Below are 26,120 nucleotides of genomic sequence, written 5' to 3'. Positions count from 1 at the left end.
GAAGGGCCACGGCGGCGAAGGCGGTGAAGGTGGCGAGCACGGCCACGGCGGCGAAGGCGGCGAAGGCGGTGAAAGTGCCTCCCTCGCCAGCGATCCCTATGCGGTCTTTGCCTATCTGACGGCGTCTTCCGGTGGTGAAGGTGGCGAAGGCGGTGAAGGCGGTGAAGGCGGCGAAGGTGGTGAAGGCGGCGAAGGCGGTGAAGGCGGTGAAGGCGGTGAAGGCGGTGAAGGCGGTGAAGGTGGCGAAGGCGGCGAAGGTGGCGAAGGCGGCGAAGGTGGCCACGTCGACGCGGCCAACCCTGGCGTCTACACCACTGAGCTCGCGCTGATGCTCGGCCACCTTGAGGTCGCCAAGGAGCTCTACACCGAGGGGGCCAAGACCGCGTCCTACCCCCACTTTGGTCATCCCTACCACGAGGTGTACCCCGGCATCGCGCCTGCGCTGGAAAGCCGTGGCATTGACGCTTTCGATACTGAGCTGGAAGCCTTCTCCGGTAAGGTGCAGCAGGGCGGTGACTGGAGCGAGGTCGAACAGGATTACGCATCGCTTCGCGAGACCATCCTCTCGGCCATGGCCGACGTCGACGATGGCCTCGAGCAGGATGCGGGCTTTCAGGCCAAGGTCCAGCTGGCGCTGTTGAAGACCGCGCTGCACGAGTACGAAGAAGCCGTGGATGACGGCGAGTTCAAGAACGTGGTCGAGTATCAGGACGGTCGTGGCTTTGTGCTGACCGCCCGGGAGTCGCTGGAGCGCCACGCCGACATGTTCCGTCAGGCGGGTGCCTACGATGCCCTGGTCGAGGGCTACGACGGGCTGCTCGAGGCCTGGCCGACGGCCAAGGCGCCGGAGTCTCCGGTGATGACGGTAGGCGAGCTGTCGGCGGCGATGTTCCCGCTGGAGGCCGAATTGGGCAAGTTCTGATGGAACTGCCCTTGAGCTAGCATCCCAGAGCTAGCGTGAAGGGGCCGGCGTCTGCCGACGCTGGCCCCTGGACGTAAGTCCGCCAACCACACCTGGTCATGACGCAGACAGGGCCTGTTTACAGGCCCTGTCTGCGTTGGTCGTTGGGGTGGCACTCGACAATGCGGCTCAGGAGTCCTGGCCCTGCCTGTCGCTCAGATCATCGTGTCTGCCTCGGATGCGCACCAGGAAGGCGGCGACCAGGGCGAAGATTCCGAAGGCGACAGGCACGGCGGCGACCGAGATCAGGGTCAGAATGACCTTGAAGATGTCGCCTTCCAGCCAGTTGATCACCACCGCCAGGGCGGCCATGGCAACGATCCAGAAGGCTCGTGAGCGGCGCACCGTCAGCATCTCGCAGACCAGTCCCGCCGAGTCGGCGCTGGTGACGAAGAACAGCAGGATGTTGAGCGCCAGGACGGCCGACAGCACGCCATGGCTGTCGAGGGTCGCCATCAGGGCGAAGACGTCCTCGGAGCCGGTCTCGAGTCCGCCGAGGCCGAAGGTGGTAAACCACAGGCAGGAGAACAGACTCGGCACCAGCATCACCCCCAGTACCAGCTGGCGCAGGGTGCGGCCCTTCGAGATACGCGCGATGAATACGCCGGTGAACACAAACCAGCCGTACCAGGCGGCTTCGAAGGCGTACAGCCAGTCCGCCAGCCAGGCCTTGTGCTCGGGATCGCCGAGGCCGATATCGGTCGCCATCGCCGGGTACTTCACCAGGTATTCCGGCAACAGTCGGGTGAAGGTGCCGAGGATGTCCAGCGGTGAGGTCAGCACGAAGACGCTGACCATCAGAAACAGGGCGAACAGCGTGTTGTAGTTGCTCAGCCACTTGATGCCACGCTGGAGCCCCGAGGCGCTGGAGGCGATCGCGAACAGCGACAGCACCAGTATGATCAGGGTGGGGCTGGCGTCGATGCCGAAGAACTGCTCGAGGCTCTGTTTGAGCGGATCGGTGGCGTAGGAGAAGGTCAGCGACAGGCCGATGACGGTAGACACCACCAGGCTGACCAGGTTGAGCTTGCTGAGAAAGCCGCCACCAAGCAGCGTCTCGGCGGGCTTGTCGATGTTCAGGTTGTACATGGCGTGAGCGAAGATCACGCCGATCGCCAGATAGCCGGCCCAGGCCAGCAGGCCCCAGTGGTTGAAGGCGTACAGCAGGGCCTGGTCGGTGCTGTGGCCGGCATCGACGTGGTAGCGCGGTTCCAGCACGCCCCAGGTCACCAGGCCGATGCCCATGCCGGTGGCGAACAGCATGCCGAGCCAGGCCAGGGTGGAGAATTCGGGATCTCCCTGGCCGAACCGGAGCCGCCCCAGGGGGGTGAACATCAGCACGGTAAAGACGATGGAGGCGGCGAAGGCCGGGTAGGTGAAGATGAAACCGAAGTTGCCGATGACGTTGACCTTGATGGCGTCAAGCAGCGTCTGGAAGGGGCCTGGGGCGAGGGCGGCAAAGGAGATCAGGGCGATGACGGTGGCCACGGTGGCGACCGAAGTGGTGATGTTCTGGTTCATTGGCGTCTCGTTGTCGTTTTGGAGGGGCGGGCGGTCGGCGGTGTCCTCGGTTGGGCAGGGTAAAGACGACGAAAATGTGCCGGTTAGTCGATTCAAGCACTTGAAAAACAAGGCGTTTAGAGAAAAGACTCTAGTCAAGATGTGCGGCAAGCGCACGGCAGAATGCTCGCCAGGCAGCCTCCATGGCAGGCAGTGACGAGCGCGCGTGCAGGGCGCCGTGCAACATGCCCTCGGCCATATGCACACCGATCTGGTGGTGGCAGCGGCGCCATTCATCCAGTGTTGCCAGCAAGGGGGGCGTCAGCGGGTCATGCTCCACGGCCAGGCACTCGATGGCCCGGCTGGCGGGCAGGTCGTCGCCGATCCGGCGAGCCTGTTCGGCGATCATTGACCAGGCTGCCAACACGTCCTGACGGCTGAGCAGCGGCGCGTCCGGTCCGAGGCTTGTGTCGCTTGGCGTGCCGAGCAGCGGGTAGACCAGGCCCAGGGGGCTGTCGTCGGCAGCACGCCTGGCGGCGTCCAGCACCAGCCGGGCACCGGCGCTGTCGCCGACCAGGGCAACCGGCGCAAGCCGCCGACGGACCACCTCGACGTCGTTGAGCAGCGCGAGATAGCACGCCTCGGGCATCAGCCGGTAGTTCAGGCTGACGACCTCTCGCCCGAGGGCCTGGGCAAGACCGGCGGCGACACCCTGGTGGCTCTCTATCGAACCGATGGTGAAGCCGCCACCGTGGGCGTAGAGCACCACGCCTTCGGCGCCGAGGTGCGGCCGATAGCGGCGCACGCCGACGCCGTCGATGACCTCGTCGGTGACGGCGATCGTGGCCGGTACGGGGCCGGCGAAGCTGGCGCAGAGCTCGTCGTAGTGGCGCCTCGCCTGGTTCATCGGCATCGTCGCCATGGCGTCGAGCCCGGCCTGGAAACGTTCGGCGAAGTCATCGATGGTCATGGTCTGGTGTTCCCTGGCCGAATCTGCGCTGATGGCGCCGTCAGCGTCGGACGATGCCGATACGCCGCCCGAGTCCCTCGGGAGCGGGCGATGAGATGACCGGCAGCGCAGCGATGGCGGTGTCCACCGCCTCGGGGAAAGGTCCCGGTCGACCGCTGTCGAGGTCGATGCCCATCAACATCTGTTCGCTGGTGGCCAGCAGCTGTTCGCCGCTGTGCAGCTCGAACCACAGATGCAGGCGCTTGGCGTCACGATCGACCAGCGTGACCTCGACCTGAAGGGGCTGCCCCTGGTGGGCCTCGCGCAGGTAGCGCAGGTGGGTCTCCAGGGTGTAGAGGGTGTAGCCGTGCCGGTGGCGCCCGGCCTCGTCGAGGCCGATGCGCTCCATCAGGGTGTCGACCGCCAGGGAAAACACCCTGGCGTACTCGGCGTCGTTCATATGGCCGTTGTAGTCGACCCAGTCAGGCTTGACGTCGGTGTCGAGCAGCGCCATCAGATGCGCCCCTCGAGGCCTTCCGCCTCCGGCCAGTACTTCTGGACCAGCCCGAGCAGCTCGACCAGAAAGTCGTCACGACGGCGATCCAGCTCGGACACGCTGCGACCCGCGGCCTGGTGCTCGCAGCCCTCGACCACCCGATCGATCAGCTCGTCGGTCAGCTCCGGGGCCTCGAGCTTGGTCCAGGGCAGCTTCAGGGCGGGGCCGAACTGTTCCAGCATGTGGCGCATGCCCTGATCGCCGCCGGCCAGATGGAAGGTCAGGAAGGTGCCCATCAGTGACCAGCGCAGGCCGCAGCCGTAGACCACGGCGGCGTCGATCTCTTCGGTGGTGGCGACACCGTCGTTGACCAGGTGCAGGGCCTCCCGCCACAGCGCCTCCATCAGGCGATCGGCGATATGCCCTTCGATCTCGCGATGCACCACCAGCGGGCGCATGTCGAGTGCCTGGTACAGCGCCTGGGCCCGCTCGGTGTGCTCGGCCTGGGTGGCCTCGCCGCCGACCAGCTCGACCAGCGGCAGCAGATACACCGGATTGAAGGGATGGGCGACGATGACCCGGCCGGGCGCGTGCTGACAGCCCTGTTGCAGGTCGCTGGGCTTGAAGCCCGAGGTCGAGGAGCCGATCAGCACCTCAGGCGGCGCCGCGGCGTCGATCTGGGCCAGGATGCTGCGCTTGAGCTCGAGGCGCTCGGGCACGTTTTCCTGGATCAGGTCGGCGCCGTCCACCGCGGCTTCCAGCGACGTCGCAAAGCGCAGGTTGTCGGGGCTTGCGCCCTCGGCCAGGCCGCGTTTTTCCAGTGACGGCCAGGCATTGTCGACGAAGGCACGGGTGCGTGCCTCGGCCTTGGGGTCGGGGTCAAAGGCGGCAACACGCCAGCCGTTGGCCAGGGCTCGAGCGATCCAGCCGTTGCCGATGACGCCGGTACCGATGACGGATAGCTGTTTCATGCATCACCTCCAGCGCTGTCGCCGGCGATCTGACCGGTGGACGGGTCGCGCAGCTTGAGGAACTTGCGGGTTTCGGCCGGGGTCATCACGTTGGCGCCAAGGTGGTTGATCATCCGACCGGCTTTCTCGACCAGCTGGGCGTTGGAGGCCAGTACTCCCTTTTCCAGGTAGAGGTTGTCCTCGAGGCCGACGCGGGCGTGGCCGCCGAGCAGTACCGCCTGGGCGGCCATGGGCATCTGGTGGCGACCGATGCCGAAGGCCGCCCAGTTGGCGTTGGTCGGCAGCTTGTTGCGCATGGCCAGCATGGTCTCGGTGTCGGCCTCGGCGCCCCAGGGGATGCCCAGGCACAGCTGGTAGAGCGGGTCACCGTCGATCAGGCCTTCGGCCTGGAGCTGGCGGGCGAACCATACATGGCCCAGGTCGAAGCACTCGAGCTCAGGCTTGACCCCGGCGGCCTGCACCAGGCGGGCGTGTTCACGCAGCCAGTCGGCGGAGTTGACGTAGATCATGTCGCCAAAGTTGAGGCTGCCGCAGTCCAGGGTGCACAGCTCAGGCAGCAGCTCGCCCACCGGCTCATGGCGCTGGGCCGGGGTCTGGATGTCGGTGCCGGGGCCGCCACGGGTCGGATCCTGGCTGTCCGGAATCCAGTCCCCTCCACCGCCGGCGGTGATGTTCATGACGATGTCGGTGTCGGCCTCGCGCACCCGCTCCATCACCTCGCGGAAGTGATCCAGCGAGTGGCTGACGCCACCGGTCTCGGGGTCGCGCACGTGGATGTGGGCGATGCTGGCGCCGGCCTTGGCGGCCTCGATGCAGTCGTTGGCGATCTGCTCGGGGGTGACCGGAACCTTGTCGCTCTTGGCGGTGGTGTCGCCGGCGCCGGTCACGGCGCAGGTCAGAATGACGTTGCGGTTCATGATGCTCTCCTCGTCGTGAATGGGCGCAGTGTGGCGAAGATGACGGCCTGTCACTTGGCACCAACCGTCGTTTTGTTGACGTCATGCGACATCCTTGGTGTCGCTGCCAATCTGTGCCAGAACAGGCGTGATGAGGAGGGTAGGGAGAGTGCGAGGAAAGGATTCGGCAACGAGCGCCACCAAGTAGCACGTTCATCGACGTATCCCTTCACCTCTGTATTGGAATAGAGACCCATGACCGACTTTACTCAGCACGATCTGTCCAGCGCCCCCGAAAAAAGCCGCCCCCTGCTCGAGAAGGCGCAGAAGGAGATGGGCATGATCCCGGCCCTGTATAGCGTGATGGCCGAAGCGCCGGGCGTGCTGGAGGCCTACCAGCGACTGCATGAGCTGTTTCTCGCCTCGAGTTTCGATGCCGCCGAGAAGACGGTGGTTTGGCAGGCGATCAACGTCGAGCATGATTGCGAGTACTGTGTGGCCGTGCACACGGCGGTGGCCGGCATGATGAAGGTGGACCCCGCCATCACCCAGGCGCTGCGCGACCAGCAGCCGCTGGAAGATGATCGTCTGGAACTGCTGCGCCAGACCACGCTGGCCATCGTGCGTGATCGCGGACGTCCGGATCCGGCCGTGGTGGAGCACTTCCTCGAGGCGGGCTTCAGCCGGCAGCAGCTGCTGGATATCGTGCTGGGGGTGAGCCAGAAGATTCTGTCGAACTACGTGAATCACCTGGCGGACACGCCCATCGACGACGCCTTCAAGCGCCACGCCTGGACGAAGGGGGCTGCAGATACCGACGCGGCGGCCTGATCGAGGGGGCCTTCACCGGCGACGCAGTGGCGGGCTGCCAAGTTGCAGACTGCCGTTTGCATAGGCCGTAGGTAACAACGACCGCCGCTGGAAAAGGCCAGGGGTCACAACGGATATTGGCAAGAGCCGCTAATGGTAAAAACGAAGAGTGGCAACAATCGATAGCAGAAGCACCAAGGGCGCCCGCTGGGCGCCCTTGGCATATCTGGCTGGTGTCAGGAGACCGCCGGGCTATTTACCGCCTGGCTGTTGATGGCTGGCGACACCCAGACAGCAGCGTCGGTCGCTCGCTCGCTTTAGACCTCAGGAGACCTCAGGCGCTGGCGTGAAGGTCGGCGGCGCCGACACCATATAGATCAAAGGCCAGTTCACGTCCGGTGGTGGTGAGCACCAGCCGCCCCTGGCTATTGTGGGCCACCAGCGCCTGGCGCAATAGGCGGCGCAGACGCGAGGCCTGGGACCGTGAGCGGGTCAGAGAATCGAGCCGCTCGGCGCTGAGCCCGCGACTGGGCTGGGTGATCGCCTCCAGCACCTCGCCATCGCGGTAGAGATCCTCGATGAAGGCGGTGAGGTCGATGCGCTGGGCGGTGTCGTTGTGATCAGCGGTGAGGGCCATGGTCCCATCCCGAAAAAGAAGATGGGACCAGTATACGACAATCGTCGAATTAGACCAAAGTCTATAAGTGCGTCGACCAGGATCTCAGCCGTTGACCTGACCCAGCATCAAGAACTCCAGCAGCGCCTTCTGGGCGTGCAGGCGGTTGCCGGCTTCCTGCCAGACGACCGCGCGGGGATCGTCGAGCAGGGTCTCGCTGATTTCCTCCCCACGGTGGGCCGGCAGGCAATGCAGGAACAGCACGTCCTTGGCGGCGGCGTCGAGCATCGCTTCGGTGACCTGGAAACCGGCAAAGTCCGCCTCGCGACGAGCCTGCTCTTCCTCCTGGCCCATGGAGGCCCAGACGTCGGTGGTGACGAGGTCGGCGCCGGCCACGGCGGTCATCGGGTCGCGCTCGATCACCACCCGATCACCGGCGGCGGCCAGGATATCCTCGCGGGGGTCGTAGCCCTCGGGGCAGCAGATACGCAGCTTGAAGTCGAACTGGCGTGCGGCGTTGATCCAGGAGTGGCACATGTTGTTGCCGTCGCCGATCCACACCGCGGTGCGGCCCTTGACGCTGCCGCGAAGCTCGGTCCAGGTCATGACATCGGCCAGCAGCTGGCACGGATGGTAGTCGTCGGTCAGGGCGTTGATCACCGGCACGTCACTGGCGGCGGCGAATTCCTCGAGACCCTGGTGGGAAAAGGTCCGGATCATCACCGCATCGACCATCTCCGAGAGCACCCGTGCGGTGTCACCGATGGGCTCGCCGCGCCCCAGCTGGGTGTCGCGCGGTGACAGAAACAGCGCGTGCCCGCCAAACTGGGCCATGGCGGTCTCGAAGGACACCCGGGTACGGGTCGAGGATTTCTCGAAGATCATCGCCAGGGTGCGGTTGGTGAACGGCGTGTAGGTCGGGCCGTGGGCCTTGAGGCCGTTCTTGATGGTGATGGCGCGCTGGATGAGGTAGCGCAGTTCATCCTGGCTCAGGTCCAGTAGGGTCAGGAAGTGGCGGGTGGCCATGGCATCTCTCCAACGAGGTAAAAAACGACCATCCTAGCCAGCCCCGAGGGGATGCGCAACGCGCCGCCGGGCCGTACAATGCGGCCATGCAAAGGCCGAGTGTGGCCATCGGGTATTGCCTCCTGCGAGGTAGTCCGCCGGGGCCGCATTGAAAATGGGGCGGAATGCCCCCATTGTCCCGGTCTGCGTCACTTAGCAAGGGCGAGCAAGCCAAGCCCGTTTCAACGAGGAGCCGTGATGAGTACCACCGTCGAGAATATTCAGCGCCAGATCAGCGAAAATCCCATCCTGATCTACATGAAGGGGTCTCCGCAGCTGCCGCAGTGCGGCTTCTCCGCCCAGACCGTGCAGGCGCTGATGGCCTGTGGCGAGCGCTTTGCCTTCGTCAACGTGCTGGACAACCCCGACATCCGCGCGGAGCTGCCCAAGGTGGCCAACTGGCCGACCTTCCCGCAGCTGTGGGTGGAAGGCGAGCTGGTCGGCGGCTGCGACATCGTCGTCGAGATGCACAACAACGGCGAACTCGAGCCGCTGGTCAAGCAGGCCGCCGAGCGTGCCCGCCAGAACGAGGAAGGCGCTGCCGACTAAAGAGCGCTGTTGGTGGCCCTGCGCCCGCCAGGCCAACGCCTCTCCATAAATCGTTGTCCGGCGGGACCGCGTCGACCGGCTGCCGCGAAAGCTTCGCAACTACGATAAAGGCCCCGATGGTCATCGACCATCGGGGCCTTTATCGTCTTGAGACTTTAGCGACCGAAGGGGATCAATCCTCTTCCATGCCCTGTTCCTGCTGGGCCAGCCGCCATCCTCCCAGGTCCTTGTAGCGATTGACCATGGCGCAGAACAGCTCGGCGGTGCGCTCGGTGTCGTAGCGGGCCGAGTGCGCGGCGTTGTTGTCGAACTCGATGCCGGCGGCGCGACAGGCTCGGGCGAGCACGGTCTGGCCGTAGACCAGGCCGGCAAGCGAGGCGGTGTCGAAGCTCGAGAAGGGGTGGAAGGGGTTGCGCTTGATCTCGCAGCGATTGACCGCGGCGTTGAGAAAGCCGTGGTCGAAGGCGGCGTTATGACCCACCAGGATGGCTCTGGTACAGCCGTGGGCCTTGATCGCCTTGCGCACCGGTCGAAATATCTCGCCAAGCGCCTCGGACTCGCTGACCGCCACCTGCTTGCGCAGCGGGTCATCGAGGCGGATGCCGGTGAAATCCAGCGCTGCCTGCTCCACATTGGCACCGGCAAAGGGTTCGATGTGGTAGGCGAAGGTGGCGTCGGGCAACAGGTTGCCCTCCGGGTCCATGGTCAGGGTGACGGCGGCGATCTCCAGCAGGGCGTCGGATTCCGGGTTGAAGCCGCCGGTCTCGATATCCACCACCACCGGCAGAAAACTGCGAAAACGTTGCGCCATGAGTTCGCGGGCGATCAGCTCGCTCATGCACCTCTCCTTAGTCGGGCCGTGTGGGGTCAGGGGGCCTGCTGTTGGCAGGCCGAAACGGCGAAAGTCTAGCAGTTTGGGGCAGCGGCGTCCCGTGGCCGGTATTCGGCACCCCAGATGCACGCTATAATCGGCGCTCTTCGGGCGTTATTCGCGCCGCGAATGCGTTGGTCACACCATGGTTGGTTACAAGAAGGAGCCCCTAGCATGTCCGATGTAAAGAAGGTCGTGCTCGCCTATTCCGGCGGACTGGACACATCCGTCATCGTCAAGTGGTTGCAGGAAACGTACGACTGCGAGGTGGTGACCTTCACCGCTGACATCGGTCAGGGCGAGGAAGTCGAGCCTGCCCGTGCCAAGGCCGAGGCCCTCGGCGTCAAGGAAATCTACATCGAGGACCTGCGCGAAGAATTCGTGCGCGACTACGTGTATCCGATGTTCCGCGCCAACACCATCTACGAGGGCGAGTACCTGCTGGGCACCTCCATCGCCCGTCCGCTGATCGCCCGCCGCCTGATCGAGATCGCCAACCAGACCGGTGCCGACGCGATTTCTCACGGCGCCACCGGCAAGGGCAACGATCAGGTGCGTTTCGAGCTTGGCGGCTATGCGCTCAAGCCCGGCGTCAAGGTGATCGCCCCGTGGCGCGAGTGGGATCTCAACTCCCGCGAGAAGCTGATGGCCTACTGCCAGCAGCACGATATTCCGGTGGACTTCAGCAAGAAGAAGAAGTCGCCGTACTCCATGGACGCCAACCTGCTGCATATCTCCTACGAGGGCGGCATCCTCGAGGATCCCTGGGCCGAGGCCGAGGAAGACATGTGGCGCTGGAGCGTGTCGCCGGAGGCCGCTCCCGATACCCCGACCTACGTCGAGCTGACCTTCGACAAGGGTGACATCGTGGCCATCGACGGCGAGCCGATGAAGCCCCACGAAGTACTCGAGAAGCTCAACAAGCTGGGTGGCGACAATGGTATCGGCCGTCTCGACATCGTCGAGAACCGCTACGTCGGCATGAAGTCCCGCGGCTGCTACGAGACACCCGGGGGCACCATCATGCTGCGTGCTCACCGCGCCATCGAGTCGCTGACCCTCGACCGCGAAGAGGCCCACCTGAAAGACGAGCTGATGCCGAAGTACGCCGAGGTGATCTACAACGGCTACTGGTGGAGCCCCGAGCGCCGCATGCTGCAGGCGGCCATCGACGAGACCCAGAAGAACGTCTCCGGTGTGGTGCGCATGAAGCTCTACAAGGGCAACGCCATCGTCGCCGGTCGCCGCTCCGACGAGTCGCTGTTCGACGAGTCCATCGCCACCTTCGAGGATGACCAGGGCGCCTACGACCAGAAGGACGCCGAAGGCTTCATCAAGCTCAACGCCCTGCGTCTGCGCATCGCTGCCGGCAAGGGGCGTCGTCAGGACTGAGTGGTAACGTCGCGCGACAGGCCAAAGGAGTTCCCATGCTGAAGCAACTGTTCGGAGCGCTGTTCAAGGGGGACGGCAAGTCGTCGTCCCGGGCCGCGCCCGAGGCCGAAGCGGTCGAGTACCGTGGTTACCTGATCATCTCGCAACCCGAGGAGCAGGGCGGTCAGTTCCGCGTCAGCGGTGTCATCCGCAAGCCCATCGAGGGCGGCGAGACCCTGGAGCATCGGTTCGAGCGTTCTGACCTGGTGCCGGGACGCGAAGCCTGTGACGCCCTGATGCGGCAGAAGGCCGAACGCTACATCGATGAAGTCGGCGACGAGATGTTCGAACCGCGCTGATTGCTCACCGCGACAACGGCGCCCTCCGGGGCGCCGTTTGTGTCTGTGGGGCGGTTGTTTCATGCAGGTCGTCGCCGCGCCCGTCAGCCCATCCAACACGCCCCGGCCCATGTCGGGGAGAGCCACACTTCAGGCCATTGCCTGTCTCAGGGAAAGACCCGCCTCAAGGCATGACTCGTTCCAAGGAGAGCCCCATGATCGTCGTGCACCATCTGGAAAATTCGCGTTCGCTGCGTATCGTCTGGCTGCTGGAAGAGCTGGGCGTGGACTACGAGATCCGCCAGTACGCCAGAGATCAGAAGACCATGCTGGCACCCGCCGCACTCAAGCAGGTGCACCCGCTGGGCAAGTCCCCGGTGATCACCGATGAAGACGCAGGTAGCCGCGTGGTGGCGGAGAGCGGCGCCATCATCGACTACCTGCTCAGGCGCTTCGATACCGAGCATCGACTGTGGCCCGAGCCGTCAAGGGCCGACACCACCGACTTCGTGTTCTGGATGCACCACGCCGAGGCCTCGGCCATGCCGCCACTGGTCATGAATCTGGTGTTCAGCCGACTCGGCAAACCGCCGGTGCCGGCGCTGATGCGGCCGCTGGGCCGGCTCTTTGCCGAGGGCGTGCGCAAGCAGTATCTGGGGCCGGAGATCCGCCGTCTGATGGACTTCTGGGAGCACAGCCTGGAAGGGCGAGAATGGTTCGCGGGCGAGCGCTTCAGTGCCGCCGACATACAGATGAGCTTCCCGCTGCTGGCGCTGGAAGGTCGTGGCCAGCTGGGCGACCACCCGCAGCTTGGCGCCTTTGTCGAGCGCTGTCGCCAACGGCCCGGCTATGTCCGCGCCGTCGAACGGGGAGGCGAACTGTCGCTGTAACCTGGTGGGGAAGGCCGCTCGCGTATCGCCTGGCAGAAAGGATCCTGTGGGTATGGCCGAAGGACCGTCTGGGAAGGACCTTGTGGGAAAGACCGTCTGGGAAGGACCTTGCATGAGGAGCGTGACAGTAGGGGCGTGCACGAGGCGCGTGCACGAGGGGTGTGCTACCAAGCGCCTTGCATGACAAGGCATTGCGCCTGCTGCGTTGCTCGGCATTCGCTGGAGCGAATATTCATGTCGGCTAGTTATGAGCATGAAAATTATTATTCATTGCAAGCATATTGAGTTTGCTGCTCCGAGCGGGATAATGGGCGTCAACACCCACCTAGGAGGTCAAGATCATGCTGAGGTCCCTGACATTTGCCGGTGCCTTGCTGGTGGCAGGCTCCGCCCAGGCGCTTGAGGTCGATCCGCTGGTCAGCCCCGCCTGGCTGAGCGAGCATCTGGACAACGATAATCTGGTGGTGCTGGACATTCGCTCCAGCATCGACAATGGCGGCGATCGCTCGAGCTTCGAAGACGCCCATATCCCGGGCAGCCTGTACTCGAGCTATACCGAAGACGGCTGGCGCGAGAGCCGTGACGGCGTCACCGGGGTGATGCCGCCGGTGTCGAGTCTACAGCGGCTGATCGGTGGGCTCGGTATCGACAACGACGATACCGTGGTGCTGGTGCCGGCGGGCACGGGTGCCACCGACTTCGGCAGCGCGGCACGGGTCTACTGGACCTTCAAGGTACTCAGCCATGACCAGGTGGCGATCCTCGACGGTGGCTTTGCGGGCTGGAAGGAACAGGGGCTGGAGGTCGTCAGTGGCCCCGTCGAATATCCCGACCCGGTGCGCTTCGAGGGCGCCCTGGACGAGTCACTGCTGGCCACCACTGAAGAGGTCGAGGCCGCACGGGAGTCCCAGGGGCAGCTGGTCGACGCTCGCCCCGAGGATTACTTCAAGGGGGACAATCAGTCGCCGGCGGCGGCGGCCCCCGGCACCATCCCGGGTGCCTTGAACCTGCCTCACCAGAGCCTGCTGGCCAACGATGGCGGCGCCTGGCGTCTGGACACCGCCCAGGTGACCTCGCGGATACAGGCGGCCGAGCTGGACGCCAGCGCCAAGACCGTGGCCTTATGCAACACCGGCCACTGGGCCGCCACCGACTGGTTCGTGCTCAGCGAAATCGCCGGCTTCGACAATGTGGCACTGTATGACGGCTCCATGGCCGAGTGGACCCAGGACGAGTCACGCCCGTTGGCGGTGGCCAAGCAGGGACTGGGCAAGGTGCTCGACGCCCTGGGCCTTGGTGACGACTGATCGCTCTGAGGCTCCGGCTGCCCTGAGGCTCCGGTTGGCGCCTTGTTAAAGCGTCGATTTCGCGCAATTGCTGCGCCTTTGCTACGTTATCGTTGCCTCGCTTCTGCGTCCGTGCCGGACCTGTTGCTGGATGGCAGGGTTTGACGCTATCGCCACGCCGCCGACCCCGGGTCGCCGGCGTGGCCCTCTCATCACGAGTAGATCACTACCATGACACAGACTTCCGCTGCGGCCCCCGTCCAGGGCCGCCTTCCTGTCGATCGTTTCGTCGTCGGCGTGGCCCTGGCCGGGATGCTGATCCTGGGCGGGCTGGTGTGGCTCGAGACCGCTCCTTTCCTGGTGGCGCTGTTCGGCGTCGGTATCGCGCTGGGGATGGCGCTCTACCATGGGGCCTTTGGCTTTACCGCCGGCTGGCGCAACCTGGTCACCAAGCGTCGCGGCGCCGGCATGCGTGCCCAGTTGATCCTGTTTGCACTGACCTCTGCGCTGATGATTCCGCTGCTCGGCAGCGGAGAGCCCGGCATGGTGGGGGCGGTGGCGCCCATCGGCACCTCGCTGGTGGTGGGCTCCTTCGTGTTCGGCCTGGGCATGCAGCTCGGTGGAGGCTGTGGCTCAGGCACGCTGTTTACCGTCGGCGCCGGCAACCTGCGCATGCTGGTGACACTTGCGTTCTTCATCATCGGTGCGGTGGTCGGTTCGATCCACCTGCCGTGGTGGCTCGACCTGCCGAGCCTGGATCCTGTCAGCCTGATCGACAGTGTCGGGGTCATCGGCGCCATCGCGGTACAGTGGGCGGGACTGGCGCTGGTGATGCTGTGGGTCAATCGCGTGGAACGCCGCGCCCATGGTTCGCTGGAGCGCTCCGAGCTGCGCCTGGCACCTGCCGAAGGCGGGGTGCTGCGCACCCTGGTGCAGGGACGCTGGCCCTTCGTCTGGGCGATCCTGGTGCTGGCGATCGGCAACACCCTGACCCTGGCCATCGGCGGGGCGCCCTGGGGCATCACCTTCGCCTTCAACCTTTGGGGCGCCAAGGCGTTGCAGGCCATCGGCGTGGACATGAGTCAGTTCGAGTTCTGGACCTGGGACTACCCGGCCATGGCGCTGGCCGATTCGGTGCTGGTGAACATCACCTCGGTGATGAACTTCGGTCTGCTGCTGGGTGCCATGCTGGCGGCGGGTCTGGCCAATCGCTTCAATGAAGCCAGTCGCAAGCCCATCGAGGGACGTCAGTTCCTGGCGGCGATCATCGGCGGCCTGCTGCTGGGCTACGGTGCCCGGCTGGGCTTCGGCTGCAATATCGGCGCGCTGTTTTCGGGACTGGCCTCGGGCAGCCTGCACGCCTGGGTGTGGTTCGCCTGCGCCTTCGTCGGTTCGCTGGTGGGGATTCGCCTGCGCCCCTGGTTCCGGCTGCCCAACTGATCGACCGACCCACTGATCCATTGTTCAAGGTGATTCCCATGAAAGCCGCCTATCATCGAAGCCGCGTCATCGGTCTGTTGCTGGCGATTCTGGTATTGATCATGGCCGACCACCTGGCCAGTCCCACCTTCGCCTTCAACATGGGCGACGGCCACGCTCGCACCTCGCTGAACCAGCGTGACGCCAGCGCCTGTGCGCCCTGTGGGGCGCCGTGCCCGTCCACTCGCCAATAGGGCTTGCATGAAGAGTGCCTGCGCTCGCCGACTTTTCGTAGAAAGCCTGGAATTATGCCTGCGCTCGGTGACGTTCTAACGTTCAGGCACTGTTCGTCGGACAGTATTGGCCAACAAAGAGGCGCCCCTGCTATGGCAGGGGCGCCTCTTGTGGTCGCCAGTCTGACGGGGAGACGATCATTCTCGTGGGTCCTGTTCCCGGCGGGGGATCTTCGGACCCAGCGGCCCGAGCCACAGCCAGACCTGGAGCACCACCAGGATCGGTAACAGCCAGGTCGGCGCGCCCACCGTCCACACCAGCACCTGGTGGACCATGAAGGCGGTCAGGCCGCCGAGCAGGCCAAGCACCGGGAACATCAGTGGCCGCTCGGAGCCCGGGCGGCCACTTAGCCGGAACAGCGAGCCGGTGAAGGCGCCAAAGCTCACGGCCATGGCCAGCGGAATCCAGAGTTGCTGTAGCACTTCCTGCATCGTTAACCGCTCATGTTGAGACTTGGGCCCTCAGGCTAACGCGTCTGGCCGCCGGCTGCGCTTGAACTTTGGCGTAATTCGCCTGGCTTTCGGCTTTCGGCTTTCGGCTTTCGGCTTCCGGCGCTGCATCCTTGGTGATGGCGCTGTCGCCGGCGAGCGCTTTCGTCTGTGGTGCTGGGGGCCAGGACGGGCGAAAACCGTCGCTGGGTGCAGTCGCGGCCCATGCAAGGTCTAGATGTCGGTCTTGTCCTTGAACTCGCACAGATCCTCGATGACACAGCTGCCGCAGCGAGGCTTGCGTGCCACGCAGGTATAGCGACCATGGAGGATCAACCAGTGGTGGGCGTCCTGGCGAAATTCGCGGGGGACGTGGCGCACCAGCCGTTCCTCGACCTCCACCACGTTCTTGCCCTTGGCGATGCCGGTGCGGTTGGAGACCCGGAAGATGTGGGTGTCCACGGCGATGGTGGGCTGGCCGAAGGCGGTGTTGAGTATCACGTTGGCGGTCTTGCGTCCGACCCCGGGCAGGGCCTCCAGCGCCGGACGGGTGGCCGGCACCTCGCCGCCATGGCGCTCGATCAACAGATGGCAGGTCTTCATCAGGTTTTCGGCCTTGGTGTTGAAAAGGCCGATGGTCTTGATGTGGTCCTTGAGCGCGTCGATCCCGATATCGATGATCGCCTGGGGTGTGTTGGCCACCGGGAACAGGCGAGCGGTGGCCTTGTTGACGCCGACGTCGGTGGCCTGCGCCGACAGCAGTACCGCGGCCAGCAGTTCAAAAGGTGTGCTCCAGTTGAGCTCGGTGGTCGGCTCGGGATTGTGGGCCCGCAGGCGGGTAAAGATCTCGTGGCGTTTGGCAGCGTTCATGCTCGTCTCTTTGGTTGGCAAGCCAGGGGCTGAATAGACAGCGGGCCAGGTCGGGCGGATCTTCAGCGCACGACCCCGGTAACCCGCACCCGGCGTTCGTCCCTGGGCGTCCGGGTCGGCGCAGGGCGGCGGCGCTTCACGGCGTCGTCGATGGCGTTCTTCGCGGCGATCAGCAGCCCTGTGACCAGAAAGGCGCCTGGTGGCAGCACCAGAAACAGCATGCCGCCATCACCCGGCAGGTGCAGTGTCCAATCACCGGCTGCGTCGCCCAGCAGCAGGTCCATGCCGGCGAACAGGGTGCCTTGCCCCAGAAGTTCGCGGATACCCCCGATCAACACCAGCACCAGAGAGAAGCCGAGGCCGTTCATCAGGGCGTCGAACAGGGCCGGCTTGAGCGGTTGGCGGGAGGCAAAGGCCTCGACCCGAGCCAGGATGGCGCAATTGGTGACGATCAGCGGCAGGAAGATGCCGAGCACCTGGTAGAGCTCGTAGGCCAGCGCCGCCATGGCCAGTTCGACGCAGGTCACGAAGGCAGCAATGATCAACACGAAGGCCGGCAGGCGTACCTCTGGGCGTACCTGGTGGCGCAGCGCCGAGGCCGAGGCGCTGGCGCCGAGCATCACCCCCAGGGTGGCGATCCCGAGCCCCAGGCCATTGACCACACTGCCGGTGACGGCCAGTAGCGGACACAGGCCGAGCAACTGGACCAGGGCGGGATTGTTGCTCCACAGCCCCTTGATGGCGATGTCGCGAGCGTCGCTGCGGGTCATGGGCTGGGCTCCTGGTTACTGGCGTCTGGCGTATCACGCGGCGACCCGGCAGTCAGCACCGCTTCGTTCACCGCCCGGATGACGGCGCGAGAGGTGATGGTGGCACCGGTCAGGGCTTCGATGGCGCCCTGCGGGGCCAGGTCCAGCTGGCGGCGCGCGAGGCCTTCGAACTGATCGATCCAGGGGCCCTTGCGGCGCTCGATGGCGTCGCCAAGCCCCGGTGTCTCGCGGTGATCGACGACGCGCACTGCCGTGACACGCCGCTGCGGTGTCAGTGCTACCAGCACCTCGACGGGGCCTGCGTAGCCGAGCGCTGAAGAGGGTTGCAGGGTGGCGAGCAGCGTGCCGCTTTCGTCCAGCGCCTGCCAGCCTTGGTCAGCGGCCGGCGCCGGCACCAGCCTGGCGGTGCCCTGAGGCGCCAGGCTTTGCAGCAGGGCGTCCTGGTGGGCCTGGCGATTGGCCTCGATGCGCCCCTCGCTGAGCGCCTGGGTCAGGCTGACCGCACCCAGGGTCACCAGGGCGAACAGGGCAAGTTTCACGGCCAGTGTTCGCGGAGCCGACGTGTTGCTATCAGGGCTATTCATCAGCGCAGTCTATCAGTGCTTTCCAAGTGAGGCGGTCGTCCATCAGCGTTCTTGACCAGGGCGGTGTCGCTGGCTAGCCGTCATCGTTGTGCCTCCGGGTGGCTCGAGCATTCGATGACCGGTCGGGCACCAGCTGGTCGAGCAGGGGGGCGGCCAGGTTCATCAGCAGCACGGCGAAGGCCACGGCGTCAGGGTAGCCGCCGTAGGCACGGATGATCATCGTCAGGGCGCCGATGCCGGCACCATAGGCCAGGCGTGCACGACGACCGCTGGCGGCACTGACCGGGTCGGTGACGATAAAGAAGGCGCCGAACATGGCCGCGCCCCCGAGCAGGTGGAAGCCGACTCCGCCGCTGGCCGACAGTTGATCGAACAGCCAGGCGAGCAAGGCCATGGAGGCGAGCATGGACAGCGGCAGGCGCCAGTCGATCAGCCGGCGGTAGAGCAGGTAAAGACCTCCGGCCAGCCAGGCCAGGGCGACGTTGCGCCAGGCCTCCAGCGCCGCTGGTGCCACTAGCTCGGCTGCGGCGCGATGGCGGTAGGCGTCCAGCGGTGTGGCACCGCTCAGCGCATCCAGTGCGGCTGGCGGGTGCTGTCCCAGCCAGCGTGCCAGCCAGGTCGAGGGCTCGACGGCGTCGGGGCCGAATAGCCCCGAGGGTGCGGGCCACAGGCTCATCTGGGTGGGGAAGGACACCAGCAGCAGGGCGTAGCCCACCATGGCGGGGTTGAACAGGTTTTGGCCGAGCCCGCCGTAAAGGTGCTTGGCCACCGCCACGGCGGCAAGCGAGCCGATCAGGATCAGCCACAGGCTGGTGCCCGCCGGCAGCGCCGCACCCAGCAGTACCCCGGTCAACAGGGCGCTGCCATCAGCGATGGTCGGCGAGACGGGCCGCCGACGCGCCACCAGCATCATCGCCTCGATCAGCACACAGCAGGCCGCTGCGGTGATGACGTTGGTGACGACGCCAAGGCCGAAGAACCAGCTCTGGGTGATGAGTCCGGGCAGGCAGGCCAGCGTCACCCGACGCATCAAGGTAGCGCTGTCGTGTCCACGGCGAGCGCTGTCTGCGCTGGTGTGGCGGTGAAGGTGGCTCATGGCCGGGTTTCCTCCTGACGGGCGGCCTTGAGTCGTGCATCGGCGGCGGCGAGGTGCTGTCTGGCGGTATCCAGCTGAGTCTCGAGGTCGGCGAGGACATCCGCCGATTGCTGCTGCTGGGCGGCGCGCTCCAGCGCCTTCTCAGCCTTGCGTGCCGCGGCCTTGGCGGCTGCCTGGGCGATGCGCAGGCCACGCACGTCCGGGGCGCTGGCAGCGCCTTTTGCACCGGCTGAGCTATCCTCGGCGCTGCTTGCGTCACGCTCCTGGCCGCGCCGGGTGGCGGCCTGACGACGGGCCTGGCGACGTGCTTCACGCTCGGCCGCCTCGCGCTGCTCGCGGGCCTGGCGTGCCTCGAAGCGGTGGCGGGCCTGGTCGGCCCGGGCGCTCTCGGTGCGCGCGGTGCGCAGGCGCTGCTTGGCCTCGCCGAAGCCGTTGGCCAGCGGCAGATGGCTGGGGCAGACGTAGTCGCAGGCGCCGCACTCGATGCAGTCGAACAGGCCGTTTGCCTCGGCCTTGTGGTCTTCGCCTGCCTGGGCGTGCCACCACAGCTGCTGAGGGGCAAGGCCCGCCGGGCAGGCCGGCTGGCAGTCGCCGCAACGGATGCAGGGGCGTGCGGGGGGCGGCGTCGGCAGTTCTGCCGCGTCAGCGGCGATCAGGCCGTTGGTGGTCTGGGTGATGGGTTGGTCAAGCGATTCGATCGCCTGGCCCATCATCGGCCCGCCTTCGATCACCCGAGACAATCTGGCGCGATCGAGGCCGGCGTCCTGCAGCAGGTAGTCGATGGCGGTGCCCAGGCGCGCGGTGACATTGCCGGGGCGTGCCAGTGCTCGGCCCGCCAGGGTCAGGGTGCGCTCGATCATCGGCTTGCCGAGCGCCACCGCGTCGTGGATGGCCGCCAGGGTCCCGGGATTGTGACACAGCACGCCGGCGTCAACCGGCAGCTGGTCAGAGGCGAGACGGCGGCCCAGCAGGCGCTCGATCAGCTGGCGCTCGCCGCCGCTGGGGTAGCGGGTGGGGATCACCTCGAGTCGTGCCGGACAGGGCAACTCGTTTAGCCGGGCCCGCACGGCGCTGGCCGCCTCGGGCTTGTCGTCTTCGATGCCGATGACAATAGAGGCGGCCCCGGTGGCATGGGCCACCATTGCTGCACCGAGCAGCACCCGGTCGGTGTGCTGGCGCAGTGTCTGGTCATCGGCGCTCAGGTAGGGTTCGCACTCGGCGGCGTTGACCACCAGGGTATCGATGCCCGCCTGGCGTGCCGCGCGGACCTTGAGATGGGCCGGAAATCCGCCGCCGCCCATGCCGGCGATGCCGGCGTCGGCAATCCGTTGGATGATCTCGTCGGGGGCCGCGCCTTGCCAGTCGAGCGGCGGCAGCCAGTGGTGCTGTGAAGCGCCGTCGGCCTCGATCACCACGGCGGGCGGGTGTTGTCCGCCGGCGTCCGCCTCGTCGTGCATGAACAGCGCGCTGACGTGGCCCGAGATGCTGGCGTGCACCGGCAGCGCCAGGTGGCCGACGGCGCGTGCCACTGGCTCGCCGGCACGCACGTACTGGCCTGGCTTGACGATGGGCTGGACCTCTCGCCAGGGCTGGTCGCGGCCATCTTCCAGCAACAATGTCACCCTGGCCGGTAGCGGCGGCGTGCGTATGCCCAGGTCACGGGTCTGCGACTTGCGGGTAGGAGGCAGCACGCCGCCAGCGGGCCGGGTACCCGTCGCCAGTGATCGCCAGAGCCGCTCAAGTACTGCCATGAAGCGTCTCCGTGGTACGGTCGCTGGCGATGATGCCGGCGGTCCAGCGGGGTTGTGGCTCTCTTGGCAGCATGTCGATGCAGTCCACCGGACAGGGAGCGATACACAGATCACAGCCGGTGCATTCGTGTGCGATGACCGTGTGCATCATCTTCGAGGCACCGAGGATGGCGTCCACCGGGCAGGCCTGGATGCACTTGGTGCAGCCGATGCATTCATCTTCCCGAATAAAGGCCACCCGGGGGGTATCGTCGGCGTCGCCGTCGAGCGGCAGAGGTTCCCGACCAAGCAGTTCGGCCAACTCAAGAATGGTTGCCTCGCCGCCCGGTGGACAGCGGTTGATGGCCTCTCCCTGCTCGACGGCTTCGGCGTAGGGCCGACAGCCGGGATAGCCACACTGGCCACATTGGGTCTGGGGCAAAAGGGCGTCGATCTGCTCCACCAGGCCATCCTCGCCGTCCTTGAAGCGACGGTTCAGCCAGCCCAGCAGTCCGCCGCAGACGCCGATCAGCGCGACCATCAGGACCACGCCGACAAGACTCGTCAGGCTCATGGGGAGCCCCCGGTGGCAAGTCCGGTGAAGCCCATGAAGGCCAGCGACATCAGGCTGGCGGTGATCATGGCGATGGCTGCACCGCGAAACGGGCGGGGTACATCGGCGCCCGCCAGGCGTTCGCGCATGGCCGCCAGCAGGATCAACACCAGCGAGAAGCCCAGAGCGGCGCTGAATCCGTACAGCAGCGCATCGAAGAAGCCGCCGTCGCGACCCAGGCTCAGCAGCGCCACGCCCAGCACCGCGCAGTTGGTGGTAATCAGCGGCAGGAAGATGCCGAGCACCCGATGCAGCAGGGGGCTCAGGTGGCGGACCATGACCTCGGTGGCCTGGACTACCACGGCGATCACCACGATAAAGGCGATGGTGCGCAGGTACTCAAGATCCAGCGGCACCAGCAGATAACGGTGCAGCAGGTGACTGGCCGCCGATGACAGGGTCAGTACGAAGGTGGTGGCAAGGGACATGCCCAGCGCCGATTCCAGCTTCGAGGACACCCCCAGGAAAGGGCATAACCCGAGAAACTGCACCAGCACGAAGTTGTTGACCAGGGCGGTACTGACGAGGACGAGAAGAACGTCGGTCATGGAATGCACGAGGTAACGGCCGGCGGGCAGGGTCCCGCCGGCGCATGGGCTTGATGGAACCCCTTAGCTGACCCGCTGGCCGGGTTCTGCGCCACTGTGGGGTTCGAGCAGATAGATGCCGTCGTCGTTGCCAGCCGCCAGCACCATGCCTTCGGAAACACCAAAGCGCATCTTGCGCGGTGCCAGGTTGGCCACCATGACGGTCAGCTTGCCTTCGAGAGCCTCCGGCGAATAGGCGCGACGGATGCCGGCGAAGACCTGGCGGCTTTCGCCGCCGAGATCCAGCGACAGCTTGAGCAGCTTGTCGGCCCCTTCGACGTATTCCGCCTTGGCGATTCGGGCGATACGCAGGTCCACCTTGGCGAAGTCGTCGAAGCTGATCTCGTCGGCGATCGGCGTCTCGGCCAGCGGTCCCTTGGGCGTTTCCTTGAGCTTCTGTTCTTCCACCAGATCCTCCTTCGATGCTTCGATCATGGCATCGATACGATCGTTCTCGACCCGGGTCATCAGCGGCTTGAACTTGTTGACGGGGTGATCGCCCAGCCAGGTCTCGCGGCTGTTCCAGTCGAGGGTGTCGAGATTCATGAACAGTCTGGCCTGTTCGGCCATGGCCGGTACGACCGGGGCCAGGTAGACCATCAGCTGACGGAACAGGTTGATTCCCATGGAGCAGATGTCGAGCACTTCCTGCTCGCGGCCTGCCTCCTTGGCCAGCACCCAGGGGGCCTGGTCGGCGATGTAGCTGTTGGCCTCGTCGGCCAGTTCCATCACCTTGCGCATGGCGCGGCCGAACTCCCGCTGTTCATAGTAGTCGGCGATCTCGTCACCGGCGGCGATGAAGCGTGCCAGCATGTCCGGCTCGGCGCAGTGAGTCGACAGCTGCCCACCTCCGAGCTTCTTGACGAAACCAGCGCAGCGGCTGGCGATGTTGACCACCTTGCCCACCAGGTCGGCATTGACCCTGAGCGCGAAGTCCTCGAGGTTCAGGTCGAGGTCATCGACACGGGAGGTGAGCTTGGCGGCGAAGTAGTAGCGCAGGTACTCGGGATTGAGATGCTCGGCGTAGGTCGCGGCCTTGATGAAGGTGCCGCGTGACTTGGACATCTTGGCGCCGTTGACCGTGACGAAGCCGTGGCAGTTGACTGCGGTGGGGGTGCGCATCTCGGCCCCGTGCAGCATCGCCGGCCAGAACAGGGCGTGGAAGTAGACGATGTCCTTGCCGATGAAATGGTAGACCTCGGCCTTTGAGTCGCGCTCCCAGTAGCTGTCGAAGTCCAGCCCCTCACGCTCGCACAGGTTCTTGAAGCTCGCCAGGTAGCCGATCGGAGCGTCCAGCCAGACATAGAAGTACTTGCCCGGCGCGTCAGGAATCTCGAAGCCGAAGTAGGGCGCGTCGCGGCTGATGTCCCACTCGTTGAATCCGGACTCGAACCATTCCATCAGCTTGTTGCGGATCTGCGGCTGGACATGGTCGTCCTTGATCCAGGCACTGAGGAAGTCGGCGAAGTCAGGCAGCTTGAAGAAGTAGTGGGTGGAGCTGCGGACTTCCGGGGTGGCGCCGGAAATAGCCGATACCGGATCGATCAACTCGGCAGGGGTATAGGTGGCGCCGCAGGCCTCGCAGTTGTCGCCGTACTGATCCGCGGTGTGGCACTTGGGACAGGTGCCCTTGATGAAACGATCGGCCAGGAACAGACCCTTGACCGGATCGTACATCTGCTCGATGTCACGGGTGGCGATGTGCCCCTTGTCGCGCAGGCGCTTATAGATAAGCTCGCTGAAGTGGCGGTTTTCCTCGGAGTGGGTCGAGTGGTAGTTGTCGAAGGCCACGCCGAAACGGGCGAAGTCCTGCTGGTGTTCGCGGGATACGCGGTCGATCAGCGCCTCGGAGGTGATGCCCTCCTGCTCGGCACGCAGCATGATCGCGGTGCCGTGGGCGTCATCGGCGCAGACGTAGTGGCACTGGTGGCCGCGACTCTTCTGGAACCGCACCCAGATATCCGTCTGGATGTACTCCAGCAGGTGGCCCAGGTGAATGGCGCCGTTGGCGTAGGGCAAGGCGCTGGTGACCAGAATCTGGCGCTTGTCGGGTGCGGTGATGGACATGGTGTGACGTGATATCCCGTTGAAAATCAGGCGACGATTGTAGCTAGGATCGAGGTCGTGTGCATCCGCTATCGTGCTTGGGCGCAGCCATGAAAAAGCCGTTGCGCAGACGGTGCATTGTCAGGAGGACGCCACCAGCAGGCCGACATGCTCAAGGCCTCGGTCCTTGAGGTGCAGCGCCTGGAGGCGGCTCATGACACCCTGGTCACAGTAGAGGAGATAGCGGGTGTCGGGATCAAGCGCATCGCTGCGGGTCGCCAGTTCATAGAAGGGAATATGATCGACGGGGCAGGCGAGTGGCCCAAGCGGACGGCGCTCGACGTCGTCCGGGGGCCGCACATCGATGACCCGGGTCGCCGTTCGGGCGAAGTCGTGGAGGCCTCCAAAGGAGACTTTTGCCAGAGGCTCCTGGGAGGGTGCGCTGACGCCTTTGGATACTGGCGCATCGACAGGCTGGCGAGTGGCGCTGGCCAGGGCGCGATCCAGCAGGTCGGCCGGTAGCCTGGCCTCTGCCGCCTGAAGTTCCTTCAGCGACGCCTTGACCCTGGGGCGGCTGGACATCCCGCCGCAGTACTCGGGCATTCGGCTCGACGCCTCAGCGGTAGCGATCCGGTGGGCCTCATCGATGATGGTCTGCTTGTCATCGGTCAGCAGCGGTCGCAACACCGGCAGGTGGCTGGCGCGGTCGATCAGGCCGAGATTGGTCAGTGTCTGGCTCGATACCTGGGCGATCGCCTCTCCTGTCACCAGGGCGGGGATGCGCGCGCGTTGCGCGACTCTTGCGGCGGCCTCGATCATCAAGCGCTTGAGCACCAGCGACACCAGGCCATCAGGTACCTCGCGACGCAGTGTCTCGACCACTTCCTCGAAGGGAACGGTGATGAAGTTGGCCTTGTGGGAGGCGCTGTATCGTTGCCACAGGTCTCGGGTCAGCGCCTTGACCGCGCTTTCCTGTTCCTGTCCGCCAAAACGAAAGAGGACAAAGTGACACTTGATGCCGCGCCTGAGCATCCGATAGGCCGCCACCGGGGAGTCATAACCCCCTGACATCAGTACCAGTGCCTCTCCCTGGGTGCCTAGTGGAAAGCCACCGAGGCCCGGCCCAAGGTCGACTTCCTCGATCAAGGTGTCGCCATCGATCCGCAGTGGCATCACTACCTCCGGGGTGCTCAGGTCGACCCTGGCATCAGCAGCATGGGCGAGCAGCGCTGCGCCCAGCGCACGCTCTACCTCCACCGAACCGAAGTCGTGATGTCCCTTGCGCTTGACCTTGACCTTGAAGCGCTTGCCTTCGAGCTCCGATGCTCGTTCGCGTGCCAGTTGTTCGATGGTGTTCCGCCAGTCCCCAAGCGGCCTGTTACGTGTCCTGGCCACGCGCTGAACGCCCGGTATCCGGGTCATGCTTGCTTCCAGTGCCAGACGATCCCCGCGAGAAAGCTCCCGCGGAAGTCTTACGACAAGATGGTCCCATTGGGCAACGACCTTGGTCTTGGGCTCCTGGCGCCTGAGTGCATTGCGCAGATTGGTGGCCAGGCAGCGACCCATGTGGCGTCTCACCGAGGCGGACTTGGTGGCGATGTCGGCAGAAAGGGAAAGACGATATTCCATGGTGTGAACGCCGAAACTACGATGTAAGAATAGTAACCTTGATCCAGATCAAGTTTGATGGAGATCTTCGAGATTCCGCCGACGGCAGGGGGGCGATCGGCGGGGGGCAGGAAAAAAAGAGGAAAAAATGCGTCAGTACAGCGCTTTTTCTTCCTGTACGACCTCTTTGAGAAGCTCCAGGAAGAGCCGGTCGGCTTCGGAGTGCTCCTCGGCGCTGTCAGGGATATGAATGCTGGTGGTGTCCGAGATTTCGTTGGCAATGTCGGCCATGACGCCACTATCGCTGCCACTCTCCAGGTGCCGGCGGGCGATCTCTAGAGAGGTCTCCAGGACCTTGGGGTCCTGCAGCAACTTTTTGATAAAGCCGGTCAATTCATTGATGACACGGGTTTTTTGAATTTCGGATGAGGCCATCGGTGACTCCTTGGCTAGGCGCTTGATCCAAGGGATTACGATAGCATGTTTGTGGACTGCTACGGGACAGG

At 65.2% G+C, this 26,120-nt stretch carries 29 protein-coding genes; 9 read left to right on the top strand and 20 right to left on the bottom strand.

Going from position 1 to position 26,120, the window contains the following annotated elements:
• Positions 1-340, bottom strand: a 340-nt coding sequence (locus tag RBB39_RS03290; RefSeq protein ID WP_306168785.1) for a hypothetical protein, incomplete at its 3' end; no start/stop codon positions are given.
• On the opposite strand from RBB39_RS03290, the gene RBB39_RS03285 reads away from it, so the two are divergent.
• Positions 329-922, top strand: a complete 594-nt coding sequence (locus tag RBB39_RS03285; protein ID WP_052704527.1) for a hypothetical protein — start codon at positions 329-331, stop codon at positions 920-922. The genes RBB39_RS03290 and RBB39_RS03285 overlap by 12 nt on opposite strands.
• Before the next feature lie 168 nt (positions 923-1,090).
• Here RBB39_RS03285 and RBB39_RS03280 read toward each other — a convergent pair whose 3' ends face one another.
• The 5 genes from RBB39_RS03280 to RBB39_RS03260 all read right to left on the bottom strand — a co-directional run bounded on the left by RBB39_RS03280 (position 1,091) and on the right by RBB39_RS03260 (position 5,794).
• The gene (locus tag RBB39_RS03280; protein WP_045994800.1) at positions 1,091-2,482 is read right to left on the bottom strand and encodes a BCCT family transporter; all 1,392 of its coding nucleotides are present in this window, start codon (positions 2,480-2,482) and stop codon (positions 1,091-1,093) included.
• 130 nt (positions 2,483-2,612) lie between these two features.
• Positions 2,613-3,431, bottom strand: a complete 819-nt coding sequence (locus RBB39_RS03275) for an alpha/beta hydrolase fold domain-containing protein (protein WP_045994799.1) — start codon at positions 3,429-3,431, stop codon at positions 2,613-2,615.
• 40 nt (positions 3,432-3,471) lie between these two features.
• Positions 3,472-3,924: a thioesterase family protein gene (locus RBB39_RS03270; RefSeq protein ID WP_045994798.1), complete on the bottom strand. Its 453-nt coding sequence runs from the start codon at positions 3,922-3,924 to the stop codon at positions 3,472-3,474.
• Positions 3,924-4,877 (bottom strand): L-carnitine dehydrogenase, encoded by a 954-nt coding sequence (locus RBB39_RS03265; RefSeq protein ID WP_045994797.1) that lies wholly within the window; start codon positions 4,875-4,877, stop codon positions 3,924-3,926. Before RBB39_RS03265 ends, RBB39_RS03270 begins: the two co-directional genes overlap by 1 nt.
• On the bottom strand, positions 4,874-5,794 hold the full coding sequence (locus tag RBB39_RS03260; protein ID WP_108133355.1) for a 3-keto-5-aminohexanoate cleavage protein: 921 nt from the start codon (positions 5,792-5,794) through the stop codon (positions 4,874-4,876). Before RBB39_RS03260 ends, RBB39_RS03265 begins: the two co-directional genes overlap by 4 nt.
• Positions 5,795-6,028: 234 nt before the next feature.
• Between RBB39_RS03260 and RBB39_RS03255 the strand changes: the two genes are divergently transcribed.
• On the top strand, positions 6,029-6,604 hold the full coding sequence (locus tag RBB39_RS03255) for a carboxymuconolactone decarboxylase family protein (RefSeq protein WP_045994795.1): 576 nt from the start codon (positions 6,029-6,031) through the stop codon (positions 6,602-6,604).
• Between the two features lie 313 nt (positions 6,605-6,917).
• Here RBB39_RS03255 and RBB39_RS03250 read toward each other — a convergent pair whose 3' ends face one another.
• Together RBB39_RS03250 and argF are read right to left on the bottom strand one after the other, a co-directional pair.
• Positions 6,918-7,220 (bottom strand): hypothetical protein, encoded by a 303-nt coding sequence (locus RBB39_RS03250; RefSeq protein WP_045994794.1) that lies wholly within the window; start codon positions 7,218-7,220, stop codon positions 6,918-6,920.
• 84 nt (positions 7,221-7,304) lie between these two features.
• The gene (gene argF, locus RBB39_RS03245) at positions 7,305-8,225 is read right to left on the bottom strand and encodes an ornithine carbamoyltransferase (protein WP_045994793.1); all 921 of its coding nucleotides are present in this window, start codon (positions 8,223-8,225) and stop codon (positions 7,305-7,307) included.
• A gap of 237 nt (positions 8,226-8,462) precedes the next feature.
• Between argF and grxD the strand changes: the two genes are divergently transcribed.
• A complete protein-coding gene (grxD, locus tag RBB39_RS03240) occupies positions 8,463-8,813 on the top strand; it encodes a Grx4 family monothiol glutaredoxin (RefSeq protein WP_045994792.1) in 351 nt (116 codons plus the stop codon).
• A 172-nt stretch (positions 8,814-8,985) separates the two neighbouring features.
• Here grxD and rnt read toward each other — a convergent pair whose 3' ends face one another.
• Positions 8,986-9,651, bottom strand: a complete 666-nt coding sequence (gene rnt, locus RBB39_RS03235; RefSeq protein ID WP_045994791.1) for a ribonuclease T — start codon at positions 9,649-9,651, stop codon at positions 8,986-8,988.
• A gap of 207 nt (positions 9,652-9,858) precedes the next feature.
• Between rnt and RBB39_RS03230 the strand changes: the two genes are divergently transcribed.
• The 6 genes from RBB39_RS03230 (at position 9,859) to RBB39_RS03205 (ending at position 15,242) form a co-directional block, all read left to right on the top strand.
• Entirely contained in the window at positions 9,859-11,076 is a 1,218-nt protein-coding gene (locus RBB39_RS03230) for an argininosuccinate synthase (protein WP_045994790.1), read from the top strand.
• 35 nt (positions 11,077-11,111) lie between these two features.
• Entirely contained in the window at positions 11,112-11,414 is a 303-nt protein-coding gene (locus RBB39_RS03225) for an HlyU family transcriptional regulator (RefSeq protein ID WP_045994789.1), read from the top strand.
• Positions 11,415-11,608: 194 nt separating this feature from the next.
• A complete protein-coding gene (locus tag RBB39_RS03220; protein WP_045994788.1) occupies positions 11,609-12,283 on the top strand; it encodes a glutathione S-transferase family protein in 675 nt (224 codons plus the stop codon).
• A 341-nt stretch (positions 12,284-12,624) separates the two neighbouring features.
• Positions 12,625-13,590, top strand: coding sequence for a sulfurtransferase (locus tag RBB39_RS03215; RefSeq protein WP_306168784.1), 966 nt, complete (start codon positions 12,625-12,627; stop codon positions 13,588-13,590).
• A gap of 210 nt (positions 13,591-13,800) precedes the next feature.
• On the top strand, positions 13,801-15,009 hold the full coding sequence (locus tag RBB39_RS03210; protein WP_045994786.1) for a YeeE/YedE family protein: 1,209 nt from the start codon (positions 13,801-13,803) through the stop codon (positions 15,007-15,009).
• A gap of 38 nt (positions 15,010-15,047) precedes the next feature.
• Entirely contained in the window at positions 15,048-15,242 is a 195-nt protein-coding gene (locus RBB39_RS03205) for a hypothetical protein (protein ID WP_045994785.1), read from the top strand.
• Positions 15,243-15,419: 177 nt separating this feature from the next.
• Here the strand turns inward: RBB39_RS03205 and RBB39_RS03200 are convergent, their stop codons facing one another.
• The 11 genes from RBB39_RS03200 to RBB39_RS03150 form a co-directional block, all read right to left on the bottom strand.
• Positions 15,420-15,713 (bottom strand): hypothetical protein, encoded by a 294-nt coding sequence (locus tag RBB39_RS03200; RefSeq protein WP_306168783.1) that lies wholly within the window; start codon positions 15,711-15,713, stop codon positions 15,420-15,422.
• Positions 15,714-15,944: 231 nt separating this feature from the next.
• Complete coding sequence (nth, locus tag RBB39_RS03195; RefSeq protein WP_306168782.1) at positions 15,945-16,580, bottom strand: endonuclease III; 636 nt, start codon at positions 16,578-16,580, stop codon at positions 15,945-15,947.
• A gap of 62 nt (positions 16,581-16,642) precedes the next feature.
• Complete coding sequence (locus RBB39_RS03190) at positions 16,643-17,350, bottom strand: electron transport complex subunit E (protein ID WP_306168781.1); 708 nt, start codon at positions 17,348-17,350, stop codon at positions 16,643-16,645.
• Positions 17,347-17,889, bottom strand: a complete 543-nt coding sequence (locus tag RBB39_RS03185; protein ID WP_306168780.1) for an RnfABCDGE type electron transport complex subunit G — start codon at positions 17,887-17,889, stop codon at positions 17,347-17,349. The genes RBB39_RS03190 and RBB39_RS03185 overlap by 4 nt, the downstream gene beginning before the upstream one ends.
• A 118-nt stretch (positions 17,890-18,007) precedes the next feature.
• Positions 18,008-19,030 carry an RnfABCDGE type electron transport complex subunit D gene (locus tag RBB39_RS03180; protein WP_124804798.1) on the bottom strand — a complete coding sequence of 341 codons (1,023 nt, stop codon included), beginning with the start codon at positions 19,028-19,030 and terminating at the stop codon, positions 18,008-18,010.
• Entirely contained in the window at positions 19,027-20,781 is a 1,755-nt protein-coding gene (rsxC, locus tag RBB39_RS03175) for an electron transport complex subunit RsxC (RefSeq protein ID WP_306168779.1), read from the bottom strand. Before rsxC ends, RBB39_RS03180 begins: the two co-directional genes overlap by 4 nt.
• The gene (gene rsxB, locus RBB39_RS03170) at positions 20,768-21,334 is read right to left on the bottom strand and encodes an electron transport complex subunit RsxB (protein ID WP_045994779.1); all 567 of its coding nucleotides are present in this window, start codon (positions 21,332-21,334) and stop codon (positions 20,768-20,770) included. Before rsxB ends, rsxC begins: the two co-directional genes overlap by 14 nt.
• Positions 21,331-21,921, bottom strand: a complete 591-nt coding sequence (gene rsxA / locus RBB39_RS03165) for an electron transport complex subunit RsxA (protein ID WP_045994778.1) — start codon at positions 21,919-21,921, stop codon at positions 21,331-21,333. Before rsxA ends, rsxB begins: the two co-directional genes overlap by 4 nt.
• A 63-nt stretch (positions 21,922-21,984) precedes the next feature.
• Positions 21,985-24,027, bottom strand: coding sequence for a methionine--tRNA ligase (gene metG, locus RBB39_RS03160; protein ID WP_045994777.1), 2,043 nt, complete (start codon positions 24,025-24,027; stop codon positions 21,985-21,987).
• Between the two features lie 120 nt (positions 24,028-24,147).
• A complete protein-coding gene (thiI, locus tag RBB39_RS03155; protein ID WP_045994776.1) occupies positions 24,148-25,635 on the bottom strand; it encodes a tRNA uracil 4-sulfurtransferase ThiI in 1,488 nt (495 codons plus the stop codon).
• A gap of 132 nt (positions 25,636-25,767) precedes the next feature.
• Complete coding sequence (locus RBB39_RS03150; protein ID WP_045994775.1) at positions 25,768-26,049, bottom strand: hypothetical protein; 282 nt, start codon at positions 26,047-26,049, stop codon at positions 25,768-25,770.
• Positions 26,050-26,120: the final 71 nt, after the last annotated feature.

Origin of the sequence: Halomonas sp. MMSF_3323 (assembly GCF_030733595.1) — a bacterium.
Lineage (GTDB): Bacteria > Pseudomonadota > Gammaproteobacteria > Pseudomonadales > Halomonadaceae > Halomonas > Halomonas litopenaei.
Note: the sequence above shows the minus strand (reverse complement) of the source record. Positions and strands in the feature narration are given on the sequence as shown.